The 16,100-nt window shown below is 45.2% G+C and carries 17 protein-coding genes and 1 pseudogene; 17 read left to right on the forward strand and 1 reads right to left on the reverse strand.

The annotated features are described in order from the left end of the window. The first annotated feature begins 24 nt into the window (after positions 1-24). The 15 genes and pseudogenes from OIT45_RS08140 (at position 25) to eis (ending at position 14,429) form a co-directional block, all read left to right on the forward strand. A complete protein-coding gene (locus OIT45_RS08140; RefSeq protein ID WP_199404326.1) occupies positions 25-1,743 on the forward strand; it encodes an ATP-dependent DNA helicase in 1,719 nt (572 codons plus the stop codon). A gap of 366 nt (positions 1,744-2,109) precedes the next feature. Then, the gene (locus tag OIT45_RS08145) at positions 2,110-2,862 is read left to right on the forward strand and encodes a response regulator transcription factor (protein ID WP_264330089.1); all 753 of its coding nucleotides are present in this window, start codon (positions 2,110-2,112) and stop codon (positions 2,860-2,862) included. Between the two features lie 77 nt (positions 2,863-2,939). Then, positions 2,940-4,388 (forward strand): sensor histidine kinase, encoded by a 1,449-nt coding sequence (locus OIT45_RS08150; RefSeq protein ID WP_199404324.1) that lies wholly within the window; start codon positions 2,940-2,942, stop codon positions 4,386-4,388. 274 nt (positions 4,389-4,662) lie between these two features. Then, positions 4,663-5,616, forward strand: a complete 954-nt coding sequence (locus OIT45_RS08155; RefSeq protein WP_003608112.1) for a GRP family sugar transporter — start codon at positions 4,663-4,665, stop codon at positions 5,614-5,616. Positions 5,617-5,744: 128 nt separating this feature from the next. Continuing rightward, positions 5,745-6,650 carry an ROK family protein gene (locus tag OIT45_RS08160; RefSeq protein ID WP_135798285.1) on the forward strand — a complete coding sequence of 302 codons (906 nt, stop codon included), beginning with the start codon at positions 5,745-5,747 and terminating at the stop codon, positions 6,648-6,650. Between the two features lie 123 nt (positions 6,651-6,773). Further along, positions 6,774-7,802 (forward strand): aldose epimerase family protein, encoded by a 1,029-nt coding sequence (locus OIT45_RS08165; protein ID WP_199404323.1) that lies wholly within the window; start codon positions 6,774-6,776, stop codon positions 7,800-7,802. 178 nt (positions 7,803-7,980) lie between these two features. After that, positions 7,981-9,324 (forward strand): glucose-6-phosphate isomerase, encoded by a 1,344-nt coding sequence (locus OIT45_RS08170; protein WP_199404322.1) that lies wholly within the window; start codon positions 7,981-7,983, stop codon positions 9,322-9,324. A gap of 720 nt (positions 9,325-10,044) precedes the next feature. Further along, entirely contained in the window at positions 10,045-10,611 is a 567-nt protein-coding gene (gene efp / locus OIT45_RS08175; RefSeq protein WP_003608107.1) for an elongation factor P, read from the forward strand. A gap of 92 nt (positions 10,612-10,703) precedes the next feature. Beyond that, positions 10,704-11,141: an Asp23/Gls24 family envelope stress response protein gene (locus OIT45_RS08180; protein ID WP_135520297.1), complete on the forward strand. Its 438-nt coding sequence runs from the start codon at positions 10,704-10,706 to the stop codon at positions 11,139-11,141. Next, positions 11,141-11,563 (forward strand): transcription antitermination factor NusB, encoded by a 423-nt coding sequence (gene nusB, locus OIT45_RS08185; RefSeq protein ID WP_199404321.1) that lies wholly within the window; start codon positions 11,141-11,143, stop codon positions 11,561-11,563. Before OIT45_RS08180 ends, nusB begins: the two co-directional genes overlap by 1 nt. A 176-nt stretch (positions 11,564-11,739) precedes the next feature. Then, the gene (gene infC / locus OIT45_RS08190; protein ID WP_050809214.1) at positions 11,740-12,273 is read left to right on the forward strand and encodes a translation initiation factor IF-3; all 534 of its coding nucleotides are present in this window, start codon (positions 11,740-11,742) and stop codon (positions 12,271-12,273) included. Between the two features lie 26 nt (positions 12,274-12,299). Continuing rightward, positions 12,300-12,494, forward strand: a complete 195-nt coding sequence (rpmI, locus tag OIT45_RS08195; protein WP_003608101.1) for a 50S ribosomal protein L35 — start codon at positions 12,300-12,302, stop codon at positions 12,492-12,494. Between the two features lie 73 nt (positions 12,495-12,567). Continuing rightward, positions 12,568-12,981, forward strand: a pseudogene (rplT, locus tag OIT45_RS08200) (50S ribosomal protein L20); the annotation flags it as partial. 72 nt (positions 12,982-13,053) lie between these two features. Then, complete coding sequence (locus OIT45_RS08205) at positions 13,054-13,131, forward strand: HeH/LEM domain-containing protein (protein WP_223822995.1); 78 nt, start codon at positions 13,054-13,056, stop codon at positions 13,129-13,131. 125 nt (positions 13,132-13,256) lie between these two features. Then, entirely contained in the window at positions 13,257-14,429 is a 1,173-nt protein-coding gene (eis, locus tag OIT45_RS08210) for an enhanced intracellular survival protein Eis (RefSeq protein ID WP_199404320.1), read from the forward strand. Here eis and OIT45_RS08215 read toward each other — a convergent pair. Beyond that, positions 14,391-14,795, reverse strand: a complete 405-nt coding sequence (locus OIT45_RS08215; protein ID WP_199404319.1) for a prepilin peptidase — start codon at positions 14,793-14,795, stop codon at positions 14,391-14,393. The genes eis and OIT45_RS08215 overlap by 39 nt on opposite strands. A gap of 318 nt (positions 14,796-15,113) precedes the next feature. Here OIT45_RS08215 and rpsL point away from each other — a divergent pair, with 318 nt between their 5' ends. Together rpsL and rpsG are read left to right on the forward strand one after the other, a co-directional pair. Beyond that, positions 15,114-15,530, forward strand: a complete 417-nt coding sequence (rpsL, locus tag OIT45_RS08220) for a 30S ribosomal protein S12 (RefSeq protein WP_003608097.1) — start codon at positions 15,114-15,116, stop codon at positions 15,528-15,530. 19 nt (positions 15,531-15,549) lie between these two features. Next, complete coding sequence (gene rpsG / locus OIT45_RS08225) at positions 15,550-16,020, forward strand: 30S ribosomal protein S7 (RefSeq protein ID WP_003608096.1); 471 nt, start codon at positions 15,550-15,552, stop codon at positions 16,018-16,020. Positions 16,021-16,100: the final 80 nt, after the last annotated feature.

Here is a 16,100-nt window from a genome sequence, read left to right on the forward strand (position 1 = left end):
ATGAAGACGAAAGGGGTGTGGGTCATGGCACGTTTTCCAGAAGAACAAACGGAAATGTATTTCTGGCGACATAAGTTACCGGAACAAATTTATGAGAAAAATAGTTTTGCGAATTTGATGGCGCACACCCCAGAATCAGAGATGAAGGCGTTCGCCCACGAGATATTCGAGAAGTTGCCACCTGAGTTACAAAATCAACAAGATTATGATCAATGGCTGTTAGCGTTACTTGAAATGTTGCAACAACCGCATGATGTTCCTGCAGTGATGCAACAATTGATTGCAGGAATGCTGGCTGATGAAACGTTGACGGCAGGACAACATGACGTTTGGCAGAATATTGCGGATACCCCGACACCGATTCAAATTGTGACTGGTCGCGCTGGGGCAGGTAAGTCGTACATGATGGCCCGTTTGATTCGTTTGGCGCAACAAGGGGATGTGAATACCATCCTGATTACACCAACCCACGCGGCTGCGACGAATGCGCGTGGGCTAGTTGAGCACGCGATTGGTGATCTGCTGGACGAACATGAACCGGAATATCTGTTGAAGCCGGTTGATCACGTGACAATTGCGACGGCCACCAGTTTTACATACCGCAATCATGAGGCAATGACGGAAATTGCGCGCTTGGGGCATTTTTTCGATGACCCGGAACGGGCGGCTCGTTATCCAACGTACGATTTAATGATTGTGGATGAAGCCTTTGCATCGAATGTTCGAGCGCTGATTGATGCGATTTTGTACGGCCTAGCAACTGGTTCACAAATTTTATTGGTGGGTGACCCGAATCAGTTGCCATCTGTCGAAAATGATCCGGTACCGATGCTGAATGCGCTAGTGCTGGCTGGAATGGCTAACCGCACACCCGTCCTACAACAAATCAAGCGTGCCAATTCGCCGATTATTGCAACGGTCGCCAATGCCATTCTGGATGGTGATTCAAGTACGATTGTTGCACCGGATGAGTTGATGCCTGCTGAGGTATTGCCAGATGTCTTTTTGACGCGACCTTATACGTTTGCACCAATGAGCGAAACAGCGTTGCTGCAGGTGGTTGAGACGGTAAAACGGGCGTTGATTGCCGAACCGGAAAACGAAACGGTTGTCCTGGTGCCGACAAATGAGCTACGTCGTTTGATTAATGCGGCGGTGCAAAATGCTTTGGTGGAGACGCCTGTATTACGTACGGAAGTTGGGTTGTGGGTACGCGATGATTTGACATTGTACCCAGGTGACCGTGTGCAAGTGATGCAAACGGTTTATGTCACGAACCAAGCGAGTGGCGCACATGAAAAAGTACGCATGCGTGGTGGTGACCGGATTACGGTGGTTGATGTGATGCCGGATTATGACATGGTGTTGGTCCAGACTGTTGATACGGCTGATCCGATTTTGGTGGATTTAAATGAAACCAGTCAGACCGGGTTTAATCCATTCTCGTATGGGCCTAAGTTAGTCAGTGTCCGTGAAAACTTAGACCTCGGGTACGCGACGACGATTCATAAAATTCAAGGCTTTACGCTCGACAATGTGATTGTTGTCTTGCCGATGATTTCAAAATTCATTACGACGAATTTGATTTATTCAGCTGTCACGCGCGCCGCAAATCACTTGGCAATTGTGGCGTTTGCGAACGAATTACAGCAAACATTGGATAATCATGTTGGCCATGACCGGCAAGCAATGCGCCGTGTTCAAAAATTGATAGCAGAAACATCTCAGGCACAATTATCATAGTTAAATAACAACATTCATTGAAAGGGCGTGTTCATCATAGAAAACACGCCCTTTCTTCAGTTAATGTGAATTGTATATCCGAAACATCGGAGCGTACCGTATTTGCACCGCTTTTTTTAAGTAAGAGTGAAGCATTCCGTATTTACGTTGTATAATATACGGTATAAAGGATTGTGGACGGCTGTGATGAAAAAATAGCTATCCGCGCAGAAGTGGTTTAAAAGATGTGAAGTTTTTTAGAATAGTCGCCAGATTTTGTAGACGTTCTGTGAAAAACGCCCAATAATCGCTTTTCTTTTGTTATTGTGTTAGGTGTACAAATAAAGAATTGATTTTGTAAAAACTATTAAGACGGGGAATAAGAATATGAAACTTTTGATGGTCGAGGATAACACGTCCGTTTCAGAAATGATGGGCATGTTCTTTAAGAAGGAAAACTGGGACGTTCACTACGCATACGATGGTAACGATGCTGTGACAATGTTCAATGAAGATCCAGAGTCATGGGACATGGTTATCTTGGATTTGAACTTGCCTGGTTTGGACGGTATGCAAGTTGCAGTTAATATTCGTGAAGTGTCAAAGTATGTGCCAATCATTATGTTGACGGCGCGTGACTCAGAATCAGACCAAGTGCTTGGTTTGGAAATGGGAGCTGACGACTACGTAACGAAGCCATTCAGCCCAATCACTTTGATTGCGCGTATCAAGGCTTTGCACCGTCGTTCAGAGACGGCAGGTCAACCAACGTCTTCAGAACCAGCTGTTCACGAAGACTTTGACGTACAAACACGTACGTTCAAGTTGAACTCAAACACGCGTGAAGCTTACTTGAACGGTCACTTGATTCAAGATTTGACGCCAAAGGAATTCGACTTGTTGCGTGTCTTGGCTAAGAAGCAACGTCAAGTATTCTCACGTGAGCAATTGTTGCAATTGGTATGGGACTACGAGTACTTCGGTGATGAGCGTACGGTTGATGCGCACGTTAAGAAGTTGCGTCAAAAGATCGAAAAGGTTGGTCCTCAAGTTATCCAAACCGTTTGGGGTGTTGGATACAAGTTCGACGATTTAAACGTTGCGGCTGATGAAGAGGCAGAAGCTTCTGCTAAGGCCTAAGCTAGTTTGAAGAGAATAAAAGAGAGATTAACGAAAGATCACCACGTCATCCCGGCGTGGTTTTTTGGTAAAACAACATGAAAATGATGTACCAGCAAATGTTGGCCTTCTTTACGGTCATCATGGCTACTCTGGTAATTGTCGGCATTTTGTTTACGCAGTTTACGACGAAGATGATTGAGGATAATACCTATCATCAATTAAATCGTTATGCGGTTGCCGTGGCTGAAGAGGCAATGCGCTTCAAAGCTGACGACGGTTCCTTTGCTTACTTTGATACGAAGGGGCTGGAAACAGATGCGTCATTGCTAGAACAACAAAATATTAGTTTTACGCTTTACAACGATGACCGTAAGTTGGTCTATCCCGAGACGCAAGCCAAGGAGACCGCTAACGTTACCGACGCAGAGTGGGCACAATTGAAGCAACACAAAATCATTCAAAAGCGTGGGGCCAAACAAGCTAACCCGGCTGATAACTCAGCTGCGAATACGATGGATGTGATGAAGCCGTTCTTCGATAATCAGAATAAGCTGATTGCGGTGGTGGTTACCCGTGCGAATGTCTCGACTGTGGCAGACAATATGGACATGCTGCGCAAGAACTTGCTGATTGCCTTCTTGGTATCAGTTGTCGTCGCAGTTATGTTGAGTTTCATTTTGTCGCAATTGATTGTTAACCGTCTTCGTTTGATTCAATTGGTAACGCGTCGTGTCGCGGGTGGTGATTATACGGCTGCCGTTAACATGCATCGTCACGATGAAATCGGCGCCTTGGCCGAAGACGTTAACGTCATGACCAAGTCATTGGCTGAACAAGAGCGGGAAATTGAAGAGCAAGAAGAACGCCGTAAGGAATTCATGGCCAACGCATCTCACGAGATGCGTACGCCGTTGACGACCATTTCAGGTATCGTCGAAGGATTGCAGTATGGGGTTATTCCTGAAGATGAGAAGATGCATTCATATGACTTGATTAAGGCCGAAGCTGACCGTTTGACGCGTTTGGTTAAGGATAACTTGGACTATGAGCGTTTGCGTCAGAACAAGGTTGTCTTGAAGAAGAAGGAATTTGATTCAGTGCCTGTCATTTCAAACTTGATTGACCAGTTGTCTGGTAAGTCTGATTTGGCCGGGGATGAAATTAAGTTGCACGCTAAGACAGCAGTGCCAGTATTCGCTGATCAAGACCGCTTTATTCAAATCATCTTTAATATTGTAAACAATGCCATCCAGTTTACTGAGAATGGTTTGATTACAATTGATGCTTGGCGTGAAGCCGGTGAAGCGCACTTCAAGATTTCTGATACGGGTATCGGAATGACTGAGGAACAAGTCAACAAGATTTGGGAGCGTTACTACAAGGCTGATCCTTCACGTACGAAGAAGGGTGAGTCAGGTTTGGGAATGGCGATTATTCGTCAATTGATCGAAGTGCACGATGGTCAAATTTCGGTTGAATCACAACCAGGTGTTGGCACATCATTCCACGTCATCATTCCAGATGAGCAAAAGAAAACCGACTAATCTTCATGATTAAGTCTAAAAGTCTCCGGTAACGGGGACTTTTTTGTTGTACTTCAAAACGATTGTCTTATAATTTGTTAGGTTGATAGCGAGATAGCTGTGAAGTCTCTCGGAGACTGGAATCTAGCTATAGTTTAGATGGTAGCGGTTACATTTTTTGAAAGCGTTTCAAAAAAGTTAGTAAAAAGTATTGTGTAAACGTTTTCATTATGTTATTCTAAATCTCGTTGATAAATAAGCTAAAAATATTTAAGATTGTGAAGGAAATTTTGCTATGTCTATTTTGATTGCACTTATTCCTGCGTTGGCCTGGGGGTCAACGGGACTTGTTACGACTAAGATGGGTGGTACTGCCGCACAAGGAACTTTGGGAATGACGTTTGGTGCCTTCGTCTTTGGAATGTTGACGTTGGGATTGTTTGTTGTCCCACAAGCTGGTATGGAATTTGCCTTTAACCCACGTATCTGGATTGTCGGATTTGTTTCAGGTTTGTTCTGGGCAGTTGGTACGGCCGGTCAATTCGTTGGTTTCAAGAAGTTGGGTGTGTCAGTTGGTAACCCACTTTCAACGGCTGGACAAATTGTTTCAAACGCTTTGATGGCTGCGGCTGTCTTGGGTGAGTGGACGACTGGTCGCATGTGGACGTTTGGTTTGTTGGCCATCGCCGCTGTTGTGATTGGTGCCATCTTCACTGCTTTGCCAGATTCAAAGGCACCAGCCGAAGTTAACCCACAACACGACTTTAAGGGTGGTTTGGTTGCTGTTTTGATTTCAACGATTGGTTACATGATGTACTTCGTGTTCCCTAACTTGTTGAACAAGATTGGTTACATCTCAAACGCCGTTCACAACCGTCACGACGGTTTGGACTACATGACGGCCATCGTTGGACCTCAATCGATTGGTCAAGTCTTGGGTGCCTTCATCATTGTTATCTTCTTTATGAAGGAAGGTAAGACGATGTTCCAAAAGGGAACTTGGATGAACATTGTGACTGGTTTGGTTTGGGCTTTGGGTAACGTCTTCATGTTTATCTCAACGGCTAACCCTAACATCGGTCAAGCAACGGCTTCAACTTTGTCACAAACGGGTATCATCGTTGGTACGTTCGGTGCCATCTACCTATTGGGTGAGAAGAAGTCAAAGCGTCAAATGGTCTTCGTTGTTATCGGAGCTATCTTGGTTGTCATCGGTGCAATCATGATTGCCAAGTTGAAGACTTTGTAATAAGAAATTAAGCGTAACAGAACCCGTCGGACATAGCGTTCGACGGGTTCTTTTTTCGCAATTTTGTCCGGTTTCTACCATATCTAGCAGGTATGCTTAGAGCAAACATGTATTCGGGGGAATAAAACATGGAAGCTAATGATTATTTGGCAATTGATATTGGGGGTACGCGCATCAAGTATGCCGTACTAGATCACGCAGGAAATTTGATTGAAAAAGACGATGTGGCAACACCAAATGAAAGTTTGGCTGAGTTTGTCGCCGCGGTTCACTCAATTGTTGATTTGTACCGTTACCGTATTAAGGGGGTTGCGATCAGCGCGCCAGGTAAGGTGGAGCATACAGATGAGACGATTTATGCTGGTGGTGCCTTGCCATTCTTAGATAAGGTGAACTTGGTTGATGAACTTAATCTTGATATGCCAGTAGCGGTTGAAAACGATGGTAAGGCGGCTGCGCTTGCTGAGCTTTGGTTAGGTAACTTGAATGGTATTGATAACGGGGCAGCGGTTGTTTTGGGGACTGGTGTTGGCGGTGGCTTGATTTTGAACGGTCGTTTGCACACTGGTACGCATTTCCAAGCTGGTGAACTAAGCTTTATGCATCGTGGGGAAGCCCGTTTTGACACTGATTCATACGGTGTTGTTGGATCTGCGGTTCAAATGGTTTCAACAATCGCAACAATCTATAATTTGCCAGACAAGAAGGATGGTCGTGCAGTATTCGAGTTGATTAACAAGCACGACGGTCCAGCGTGGGATGTCTTTAAACGTTATACAGATGACATTGCGTTGATGTTGCTTAACATTCAAGCAGTCGTGGACTTAGAGCGTTTCGTGATTGGTGGCGGTATTACAGCGCAACCAATTGTGGTCCAAACTATTCGTGAATCATACGAAGAATTGGTCGCGCGACGTCCACAAGTTCGTGATGGTTTCACGACGCCAGAAATTTTACCAGCACGATTTGGTAATGATGCCAATTTGTTTGGTGCGTTGTATCACTTGTTGATGCGCGTTAATCATGAGGATTAATGCCAGTTGGTATAGACCTTGAATTAGAAAATTAATCGGAATGTCGGTGTTCAGTATGCTAAAATATTCACGAGATAAGTTTTTGAGACTGTGAGCCGACATCATGAAAAGGACAACAGTAAAATGACAATTACAGTAAATGATTTGGGCACAATGCCTAATGGTGAAGTTGTAAAGCAAGTGGTTATTGAGAACGCTAACGGCCACAAGCTTGGTTTGGTTTCTTGGGGGGCCTCATGGCAATTCTTGCAAACAAAGGCTGGTGACGAACTAGTATTGGCATACAAGGATGCACAAGGATACTGGGACCACGCTTACTTCTTGGGTAACGCAATCGGCCGTGTGGCTGGTCGTATTGATGGTGCTTCATTTGAGTTGAACGGTAAGACGGTTAACTTGAAAGCTAACGAAGGTAAGAACGCCTTGCACGGTGGGGAAGACAACTTTGCTACGCGTAACTGGGACTTCACAGTTGATGAGGCCGCTGGTTCAGTAACGTTCACGACAACGATGACGGAAGCTGATGACAACTTCCCAGGCACAATGCCAACATCATTGACGTACACGTTCACAGACAACGATGAAGTACGTTTGGACTTTTCAGCCGAGTCTGACGAAGACACGTTGTACAACCCAACGAGCCACGCATACTTCAACCCAGCCGGGATTGATACAGATGCACGTGAGTTGACGTTGCAATTGAAGTCACCACGTCACTTGGAATTCCGTGAGGATCAAATTCCTACGGGTAAGTTGTTGGAGACGGCTGGTACGCCATTCGACTTCCAAACACCAGCCAAGATTGGTGATAAGATTGCTGAAATGAACGGTGCATACGATGCCAAGTTTGACGACGCCTTCGAGTTGGTTTACCCAGCAGGAACGCCATCAGCAATCGTGACGGACGAGAAGTCAGGTCGTTCAATCGAAATGACGACTGACCGTAATGCGGTTATCTTCTTCATCACGAACCCAGCCGTGGCTGACCACGAAGGTGATTTGGATTGGTTCGAAGCTAACCCATACAATGCAGTTGCTTTGGAAGCGCAAACGTTGTCAGACGCTATTCACCACCCAGAGTTTGGTGACATTGTCTTGCCAGCTGGCGAGAAGCGTTCATACACAACGACATACGCATTTAAGAATTTGTAATCCAAATAACGGGCATTCGTTTGACGGGTGCTCGTTATTTTTTTACGTCTAACGATTATTTGGGGAATCGTTCAAAAACAAACAGGCAACAATTGCCGAAACCGCTTTCAAGATTTTTTCGGAAGTGGTATAATTGGTCTATACCAAAAGTTATTAATGGGGAATGAGGTAATTTACAATGACGACATTGAAGTTTGATACATCAAAGCTAGCCCAATTCGTTGGGGAACAAGAGTTGGCCATGATGCAACCAATGGTTACGGTTGCGGATGAAATGCTACGTAAGGGAACTGGGGCTGGATCAGCCTACACTGACTGGCTTCACTTGCCAACTGAATACGACAAGGATGAATTTGCGCGTATTCAAGCAGCAGCAAAGAAAATCCAATCAGACTCAAAGGTTTTGGTTGTTATTGGAATCGGGGGCTCATACTTGGGTGCTCGTGCGGCAATTGATTTCTTGAACGAGTACTTCAACAACTACTTGCCTGATGAGCAACGTGACTTCCCACAAGTTTTGTTTGCTGGAAACTCAATTGCACCAGCTTACTTGAATAGCTTGATTAAGGTAATTGGCGACCGCGACTTCTCAGTTAACGTGATTTCAAAGTCAGGAACGACGACTGAGCCTGCGATTGCATTCCGTGTGTTCAAGCAAATGTTGGAAGAAAAGTATGGTGTTGAAGGCGCTCGTGAGCGCATCTATGCAACGACTGACGCAAAGCGTGGTGCTTTGAAGACATTGGCTGACACAGAAGGCTACGAAGAATTCGTTGTGCCGGATGGTGTTGGTGGACGATTCTCAGTTTTGACGGCCGTTGGTTTGTTGCCAATTGCAACTGCTGGTGGCGACATTGAGCAATTGATGGCTGGAGCAGCAGCTGGTGAGGCCGAGTACGCAGATGCCGATTTGGCAAAGAACCCAGCTTACCAGTATGCAGCTTACCGTAACATCTTGTACCGTAAGGGTTATACGACAGAATTGTTGATTAACTACGATCCAACGTTGGTACAATTTGGTGAATGGTGGAAGCAATTGCAAGGTGAGTCAGAAGGTAAGGACGGCAAGGGTATCTTCCCAGCTACCGGAAACTTCTCAACGGACTTGCACAGTTTCGGACAATACATCCAAGACGGACGTCGCAACTTGTTTGAGACGTTGTTCCGCGTGACTGAGCCAGTAACGGACGTTGTGATTCCAGAAATGGACGCTGATGACGGTTTGGGTTACTTGCAAGGTGAGAAGATGAGCTACGTTAACCGTACGGCTTCAGAAGGAACGTTGTTGGCCCACGTTGACGGTGGTGTACCTAACATGATTGTTGAGTTGGACAAGCAAAACGAATTCGCGTTGGGACAAGCTATCTACTTCTTTGAGGTAGCGGTTGCGATTGCTGGTTACTTGAACGGTATCAACCCATTCGACCAACCAGGTGTTGAGGCCTACAAGCGCAACATGTTTGGTTTGTTGGGCAAGCCAGGATACGAAGAGTTGACGGCTGAATTGAAGGCTCGTTTGTAAGATATAGAAGTTAATGACGGAGAACTGCTTTGGTGGTTCTTCGTTTTTTAGTTGGTGGTGGGTGTCGACGCGTTGCGTCGAGGCGCGGGATTTGGTTGGGGTGGTGGCGCTCCGTCCTACAATATAAGCTGGTGGCAACGGAGTCCCATTCTCCCTAAGCCTCAGCGTATTTCCGCGCCTTTCGGCTTGAAATCCACTGCTGCTAAGTGATAATTGGTGCTCCTGTCCTTGCTTGGTCACCGGCTAATATCGCAGGAGCTCCGCACCACCACCCCAACCAAATCCCGCGCCAGCAGCCCAGATGCACTAGTCTGTCTGAGATGGTCATCCACCGCAAAATAAATAGGTGAATAGTTCACTCAAAAGTATCATGATGTATGAAAATCAAACCATCAGAGAATTGCTCGGCTGCTGTGCTTGGCCCCGCCACGCGTATAGACACGTGCTGACCTTGACCCGCAGGTGTGGGTTCTTAGCGGGTTTCCCGCTTAGAGCCACGGGAGGTAAAGGGAAACGCAGCTTGCTGTGGTTCGCGCTCCCTGCAGGTCATGGTCTGGACGTGTTAGCGTGCCTAAAGAAGGGGCCAAGCACTCCGACCGTAAGGGCGGACACACACCACAAACCAACATTTTTCCGAACAAAAAAGCACGCAATACTAGTTTTTAGACAAAAACTCTGCTAATATAATTCAGAAAGACATAAATCTAGGAGAATTCAATCATGGCAACTATTGGTATGAATGACTTGAAGACTGGTTTGACGATCGAGTACAACCAATCAATCTGGCGTGTGTTGGAGTTCCAACACGTTAAGCCTGGTAAGGGAGCAGCCTTTGTGCGTTCAAAGTTGAAGAACTTGCGTACGGGTGCTGTTAACGAAATCACTTTCCGTCCTGGTGACAAGTTTGAAACTGCAAACATCGAGACGACTGAAATGCAATACTTGTATGCTGAAGGTGACCAACACGTCTTCATGGATAACGAAACTTACGAACAAGTTTCAATTCCTGATGACAAGATCCAAGACGCTTTGAAGTTCTTGTTGGAAAACATGAACGTTAAGATCACTACTTACGAGGGTGAAATCTTGGACGTTGAATTGCCAAAGACTGTTGAGTTGACTGTTAAGGAAACGCAACCAGGTATCAAGGGTGCTACTGCTAACGGTGGTGGTAAGCCTGCAACGATGGAAACTGGATTGGTTATCACTGTTCCTGACTTCATCAACGAAGGTGACAAGTTGGTTGTTAACACTGACAACGGTGGATCATACACGTCACGTGCCTAGTTTTTACAAGTAAAATCAGGTATAATAAATATACTGTTGAAAGCGCCGACCGGCAGCCGGCCGGCGCTTTCATTTTGAAGGAGGAAAGTTCCATGGCAGAAGAAACCATTGTATTGACGCACCCAAGCGATATTTCAGGCGAGACACGTGTTAACGTTCGCGTTCTTGAAATCATCGCTGGGCTTGCAGCACAAGAAGTTGAGGGTGTTGCTCGCTTGCGTGGTTCATTCTCAGAGCGTGCTCAAGAAGCATTCGGTCGCCGTGTTCACGGTAAGGGTGTTGAATTGAAGCAAGGCGAAGATGGATTGGAAGTAGACGTTTACGTTTACTTGAACTATGGTGTTAGCGTACCTAAGGTTGCCCACGCAATCCAAGAACGTGTTACGACACAAGTTGCTGCAATGACTGAATTGCAAGTGACAAAGGTAAACGTGCACATCCAAGGTGTTGTTTCAACGAAGCCAACGTTGACTGTTGATCCAAACAACTTGTTTGGTGATGACAACGAGACGGAAGGAACTGAAGCATAATGGCAACATTGAACCGACACCAATTGCGACAAGCCACATTTCAATCTGTATTCGGATTGGCAATGAATCCTGATGCGGAAGTCGAGGCAGTTGTCCAACAAGTACTTGATGGTGATCCAGAAATTACTTGGGAAGATGAACTACCAACGGACTTGTTGGATATGGTTAATGGCATCATTGACCACCAAGACGAGTTCGACTTGACGATTTCAGAACACTTGGCTGATGGTTGGACGCTTGATCGTCTAAACTTGGCCGACATCGTATTGATGCGTTTGGCATTGTATGAAGTAAAGTACACTGAAACGCCAGCCAAGATTGCCGTTAACGAAGCCCTACAATTGGCTCACGACTTTACGGATGATTCATCACGAAAGTTTATTAACGGAATTTTGAACAAAGCCTTGACTCTTGGAGAATAAGGCTATATACTATTTAACTGTTAGAGAAATAAAGTAACAGCGACCCCGTTGTTCACCTTGATGAGTCTACCTCATCGGGTAAATCACTCATTATTGATTGATGATGAATGGCGGGTTATCGTGTGTCGCGATAATCCGCTTTTACTTTATTTCAAGTTTTTTCGGAGGTAAGGACCATAGCAAACGCGCGCCAACCACAACAACAACAAGATTTAATTAATGATCGCATTCGAGCTCGTGAAGTTCGCTTGATCACCGACGACGGTGACCAAGGAATTATGCCTAAGGCGGAAGCACAAGCAATCGCCGACGAGCAAGAGTTGGATTTGGTATTGGTTCAAGCTAATGCCAAGCCACCAGTTGCTAAGATTATGGATTACGGAAAGTTCCGTTTCGATAGTCAAAAGAAGCAACGCGAACAACGTAAGAACCAAAAAATCGTCAGCATCAAGGAAGTTCGCTTGAGCCCAACGATTGATGACAACGACTTTAACACCAAGAAGAAGAACGCTGTTAAGTTCTTGGAGAAGGGTAACAAGGTCAAGGTTTCAATCCGTTTCCGTGGTCGTGCTATCACGCACAAGGAAATCGGGCGTGAAGTGATGGACCGATTTGCAACTGATCTAGAGGAGATTGCAAAAGTTGAATCTAGAGCAAAGATGGAAGGGCGCAGCATGTTTATGGTGCTTGCACCCAAGGAAACTAAGTAATTAAACCAAGTTTGGAGGACATATCAATGCCTAAGTTTAAGACACACCGCGCTTCAGCAAAGCGTTTCAAGAAGACTGCTAACGGTGGTTTGAAGTCAGGTAACGCCTTTACGTCACACCGTTTCCACGGTAAGACTAAGAAGCAACGCCGTCAACTACGTGGAACTTCAATGATGAACAACACGACGTTGAAGACTTACGTTCACATGTTGAGCCGTTAATTTGAAGTTTTAACTTTAAATTATTTATCGGTTCTGAATTAGAAATTTATAGAAATTACTGGAGGAAATACCCATGCGAGTTAAGGGTGGTACTGTTACGCGCGCACGTCGCAAGAAGATGATCAAGTTGGCCAAGGGTTACCGTGGTCAACGTCACATCAACTACAAGGTTGCTAAGCAACAAGTTTGGAAGTCATGGTTCTATGCATTCCGTGACCGTAAGCAAACGAAGCGCAACTTCCGTAAGTTGTGGATTGCACGTATTAACGCTGCAGCACGTATGAACGGTTTGTCATACTCACGTTTCATGAACGGTTTGTCATTGATGGGTTCAACTTTGAACCGTAAGATGTTGGCAGACTTGGCTGTTTCTGACTTCGAAGCTTTCTCAGCTTTGGCAGATGCAGCTAAGAAGGCTTTGGCAGACAACGGTCAAGTTGTTCGCGAAGCTTCAGCAGCTACTTCAGAAAAGGGTGTTAAGATTAACGCCGCTGCTCCTAAGGCTGCTAAGAAGGTTGTTTCATCAGAAAAGCCTTCAGACAAGAACACTGTTGCTGAAATCAAGGCTTACTTGTCAGCTAACGGTATCGACTTCCCAGCTTCTGCAAAGAAGGCTGAGTTGTTGGCATTGGTTTAATGCTTAGTAAAACGCACTTTGAACTTTAGGGTTCGAGGTGCGTTTTTTCGTTTGCATGGATGAATCAAGATTTGAACGCGTGAATATGATACGATAATGGCGAATATGTATAGGGGGAATACTTTATGGGACAACCAGTGATTCTAGAAGCAGCGTATTTTGATGCTGTTTATGAGCTTTATCGATATGCATTTCATAAGGAGCCACGTGGGGGACGTGATGCCTTAGCCGAATTTTTTAAACAAACAACAGTTTACGGTGAGTTTGATGATAACAATCAACTGACTAGTCAGGTGACGCGTATCCCGTTTAACACCCGAATGGGTCATCAACTCATTGCAAGCAATGGTATCGGCAATGTGGCGAGTTATCCGGAGTATCGTGGTAATGGGGCTGCTTCCCGCTTGATGATGCAGTCATTACAAGATGCTTATGATGCAGGTGAAGTTATTAGCTACTTGGCGCCTTTTTCTTACGGATTTTATGGTCGTTTCGGGTATGCACAAGTATTTGATCATGCTGATATTAAGTGGCAAGCTGCTGATTTTCCACAAGGTAAGCGCACATCAGGAACAGTTGAACGCCTGCCATTCGACCGATCAATCGAGTCAATGAAGCTTGTGTATCGTGAAGCTAATGTTTTCGAACATGGAGCGGTTGACCGTGAGGATTGGTGGTGGCGTTATTATTTCAATACGAAAACACCTGACACCAAGTTTGCAGTATACCGGGATGCGGAAGGCGTTGCCCAAGGTTATGTTATGTATGAGTTCCACGATATGATATTTATGATTCGTGAATGGGTGACGCTAAACACAGAAGCGTTACAAGGACTGACTCGTTTCATTGGTAGCCACGCTGGAGCATTCGACATATTTACGTACGAGGCGCCCACGGCAGATATAACGGCAGTGCCAGTTGTTCAAATGATGCTAGAGCCAAAATATGAAGCGGTTATTAAGCCGTATATGCAAGCTCGTATCGTGAATTTAGTGGCTTTATTTAAAGTGATGCAGCTGGACGTGCCGGAGACGGTTGCGTTCGACGTTCAAGATGAGACCGCACCATGGAATGGTGGTCGTTTTGAACTGCGTGGAGGTACTTTGGAACGGGTTGTTCAAACTGAAGCACCGCAATTGTCTGGTAGCATTCACGCATTTACGCAATGGTTGCTGGGCTATAAGCGCTTGTCTAGTCTCTTGTTAACGGGTGACTTACAGACTAATGCACCGGAAGATTTTGAGCCGGTGGATGCTCTGTTAGCGCAGCAAAGCCCCGTATTGGCTGATTACTTCTAGGCTTAGAAAACCAACCGTTAAAGCCGGGAGAAAAGGCACTGGTTTGGGTGAGCAACGAAGGCTGAAAGGTAACTGAAAGCCACAACTAAGTGTTAACCACAAAGGTAACTGATCGGGTGATAGATACAGTGCGCCCACAAAAATAACATCTAAATCACCATTGCCAATGAATTTTTCATGGTAATGGTGATTTATTATTAGGGCGCAAATGTAGATAGAGAATGCAACGATTGAATGTGAGTCATGATGTGTAACACCCAATATGAAGGCGGGAACTAATAAGCGAGAATCAATTAGATGTTGCTTTAAATCTTGAACAGTTAGTGAACAAAATGCGATAATAAAGGGCAGGTCGAATATAGACATCAGAAAACCTCCATTGTTTTATAGTAAGAAAGAGTGCGAAAACAGTGGATTTTCCAAAAATGACACGCCCGGAATTGTTTGCAAACTGAATGCCTATATATAGGCATTTTTAATTGGTAAAAAGGGTTGCATAATCCACAATGCAGTGTTATATTATTACTTGTGCTTTTAGTGAGCAGGGTGTTTGCGTGTTACGCGACGTGCTGAACTCGTGAACGAGAAGTACCATTCAGCTACATTTTTAGACTTGTTATTAAATGACACGCCTGGAAATGTGGACTACACACTATATAGAAAATTGAAAGGGGACTCTTAGACATGCCTACTATTAACCAATTGGTTCGTAAGCCTCGTAAGTCAAAGAGCACGAAGTCAAAGTCACCAGCTTTGAACTTCGGTTACAACTCACAATCAAAGAAGACGACTAACGTTTCTTCACCACAAAAGCGCGGTGTTGCAACTCGTGTCGGAACGATGACTCCTAAGAAGCCTAACTCAGCTTTGCGTAAGTACGCCCGTGTGCGTCTTTCAAACTTGATCGAAGTTACGGCATACATTCCTGGAATCGGCCACAACTTGCAAGAACACTCAGTTGTTTTGATCCGTGGTGGACGTGTAAAGGACTTGCCTGGAGTTCGTTACCACATCATCCGTGGTGCTTTGGATACTGCCGGTGTTGACGGTCGTATGCAATCACGTTCAAAGTACGGCGCAAAGCGTCCTAAGAAGAAGTAATTAAGGGAGGACATTAATAATGCCACGTAAGGGTTACACTAAGCAGGCTGAAGTTCTGCCTGATCCAATTTACAACTCAAAGCTTGTTTCACGTTTGATCAACCGCTTGATGCTTGATGGAAAGCGCGGAACTGCTTCAACTATCTTGTACGAAGCTTTTGATCGTATCAAGGAAGCTACTGGTCAAGAGCCATTGGCTGTGTTCGAAGAAGCTTTGAACAACATCATGCCTGTATTGGAAGTTAAGGCTCGCCGTATCGGTGGATCTAACTACCAAGTTCCTGTCGAAGTTCGTCCAGAACGTCGTGTAACGTTGGGATTGCGCTGGTTGGTGCAATACTCACGCGCTCGCGGTGAGCACACGATGGATGAGCGTTTGGCTAAGGAAATCATGGATGCTGCCAACAACACTGGTGCATCTGTTAAGAAGCGTGAAGACACGCACAAGATGGCTGAAGCCAACCGTGCCTTCGCACACTACCGTTGGTAATAACCAATTGATGGCTACAGTCTGTGAAGACTATAGCCATTTTTTGCGAATTTACGGTATAATAGAACTAACGCATTAAC

The sequence above is a fragment of the Weissella sp. LMG 11983 genome (assembly GCF_025908495.1).
Taxonomy (GTDB): Bacteria; Bacillota; Bacilli; order Lactobacillales; family Lactobacillaceae; genus Weissella; species Weissella fermenti.

Bases quoted from the DNA above. Each gene is read 5' to 3' on its own strand.
- OIT45_RS08140 (WP_199404326.1), top strand. From the start codon at position 25: ATGGCACGTTTTCCAGAAGAACAAACGGAAATGTATTTCTGGCGACAT.
- OIT45_RS08145 (WP_264330089.1), top strand. From the start codon at position 2,110: ATGAAACTTTTGATGGTCGAGGATAACACGTCCGTTTCAGAAATGATG.
- OIT45_RS08150 (WP_199404324.1), top strand. From the start codon at position 2,940: ATGAAAATGATGTACCAGCAAATGTTGGCCTTCTTTACGGTCATCATG.
- OIT45_RS08155 (WP_003608112.1), top strand. From the start codon at position 4,663: ATGTCTATTTTGATTGCACTTATTCCTGCGTTGGCCTGGGGGTCAACG.
- OIT45_RS08160 (WP_135798285.1), top strand. From the start codon at position 5,745: ATGGAAGCTAATGATTATTTGGCAATTGATATTGGGGGTACGCGCATC.
- OIT45_RS08165 (WP_199404323.1), top strand. From the start codon at position 6,774: ATGACAATTACAGTAAATGATTTGGGCACAATGCCTAATGGTGAAGTT.
- OIT45_RS08170 (WP_199404322.1), top strand. From the start codon at position 7,981: ATGACGACATTGAAGTTTGATACATCAAAGCTAGCCCAATTCGTTGGG.
- efp (WP_003608107.1), top strand. From the start codon at position 10,045: ATGGCAACTATTGGTATGAATGACTTGAAGACTGGTTTGACGATCGAG.
- OIT45_RS08180 (WP_135520297.1), top strand. From the start codon at position 10,704: ATGGCAGAAGAAACCATTGTATTGACGCACCCAAGCGATATTTCAGGC.
- nusB (WP_199404321.1), top strand. From the start codon at position 11,141: ATGGCAACATTGAACCGACACCAATTGCGACAAGCCACATTTCAATCT.
- rpmI (WP_003608101.1), top strand. From the start codon at position 12,300: ATGCCTAAGTTTAAGACACACCGCGCTTCAGCAAAGCGTTTCAAGAAG.
- eis (WP_199404320.1), top strand. From the start codon at position 13,257: ATGGGACAACCAGTGATTCTAGAAGCAGCGTATTTTGATGCTGTTTAT.
- OIT45_RS08215 (WP_199404319.1), bottom strand. From the start codon at position 14,795: ATGTCTATATTCGACCTGCCCTTTATTATCGCATTTTGTTCACTAACT.
- rpsL (WP_003608097.1), top strand. From the start codon at position 15,114: ATGCCTACTATTAACCAATTGGTTCGTAAGCCTCGTAAGTCAAAGAGC.
- rpsG (WP_003608096.1), top strand. From the start codon at position 15,550: ATGCCACGTAAGGGTTACACTAAGCAGGCTGAAGTTCTGCCTGATCCA.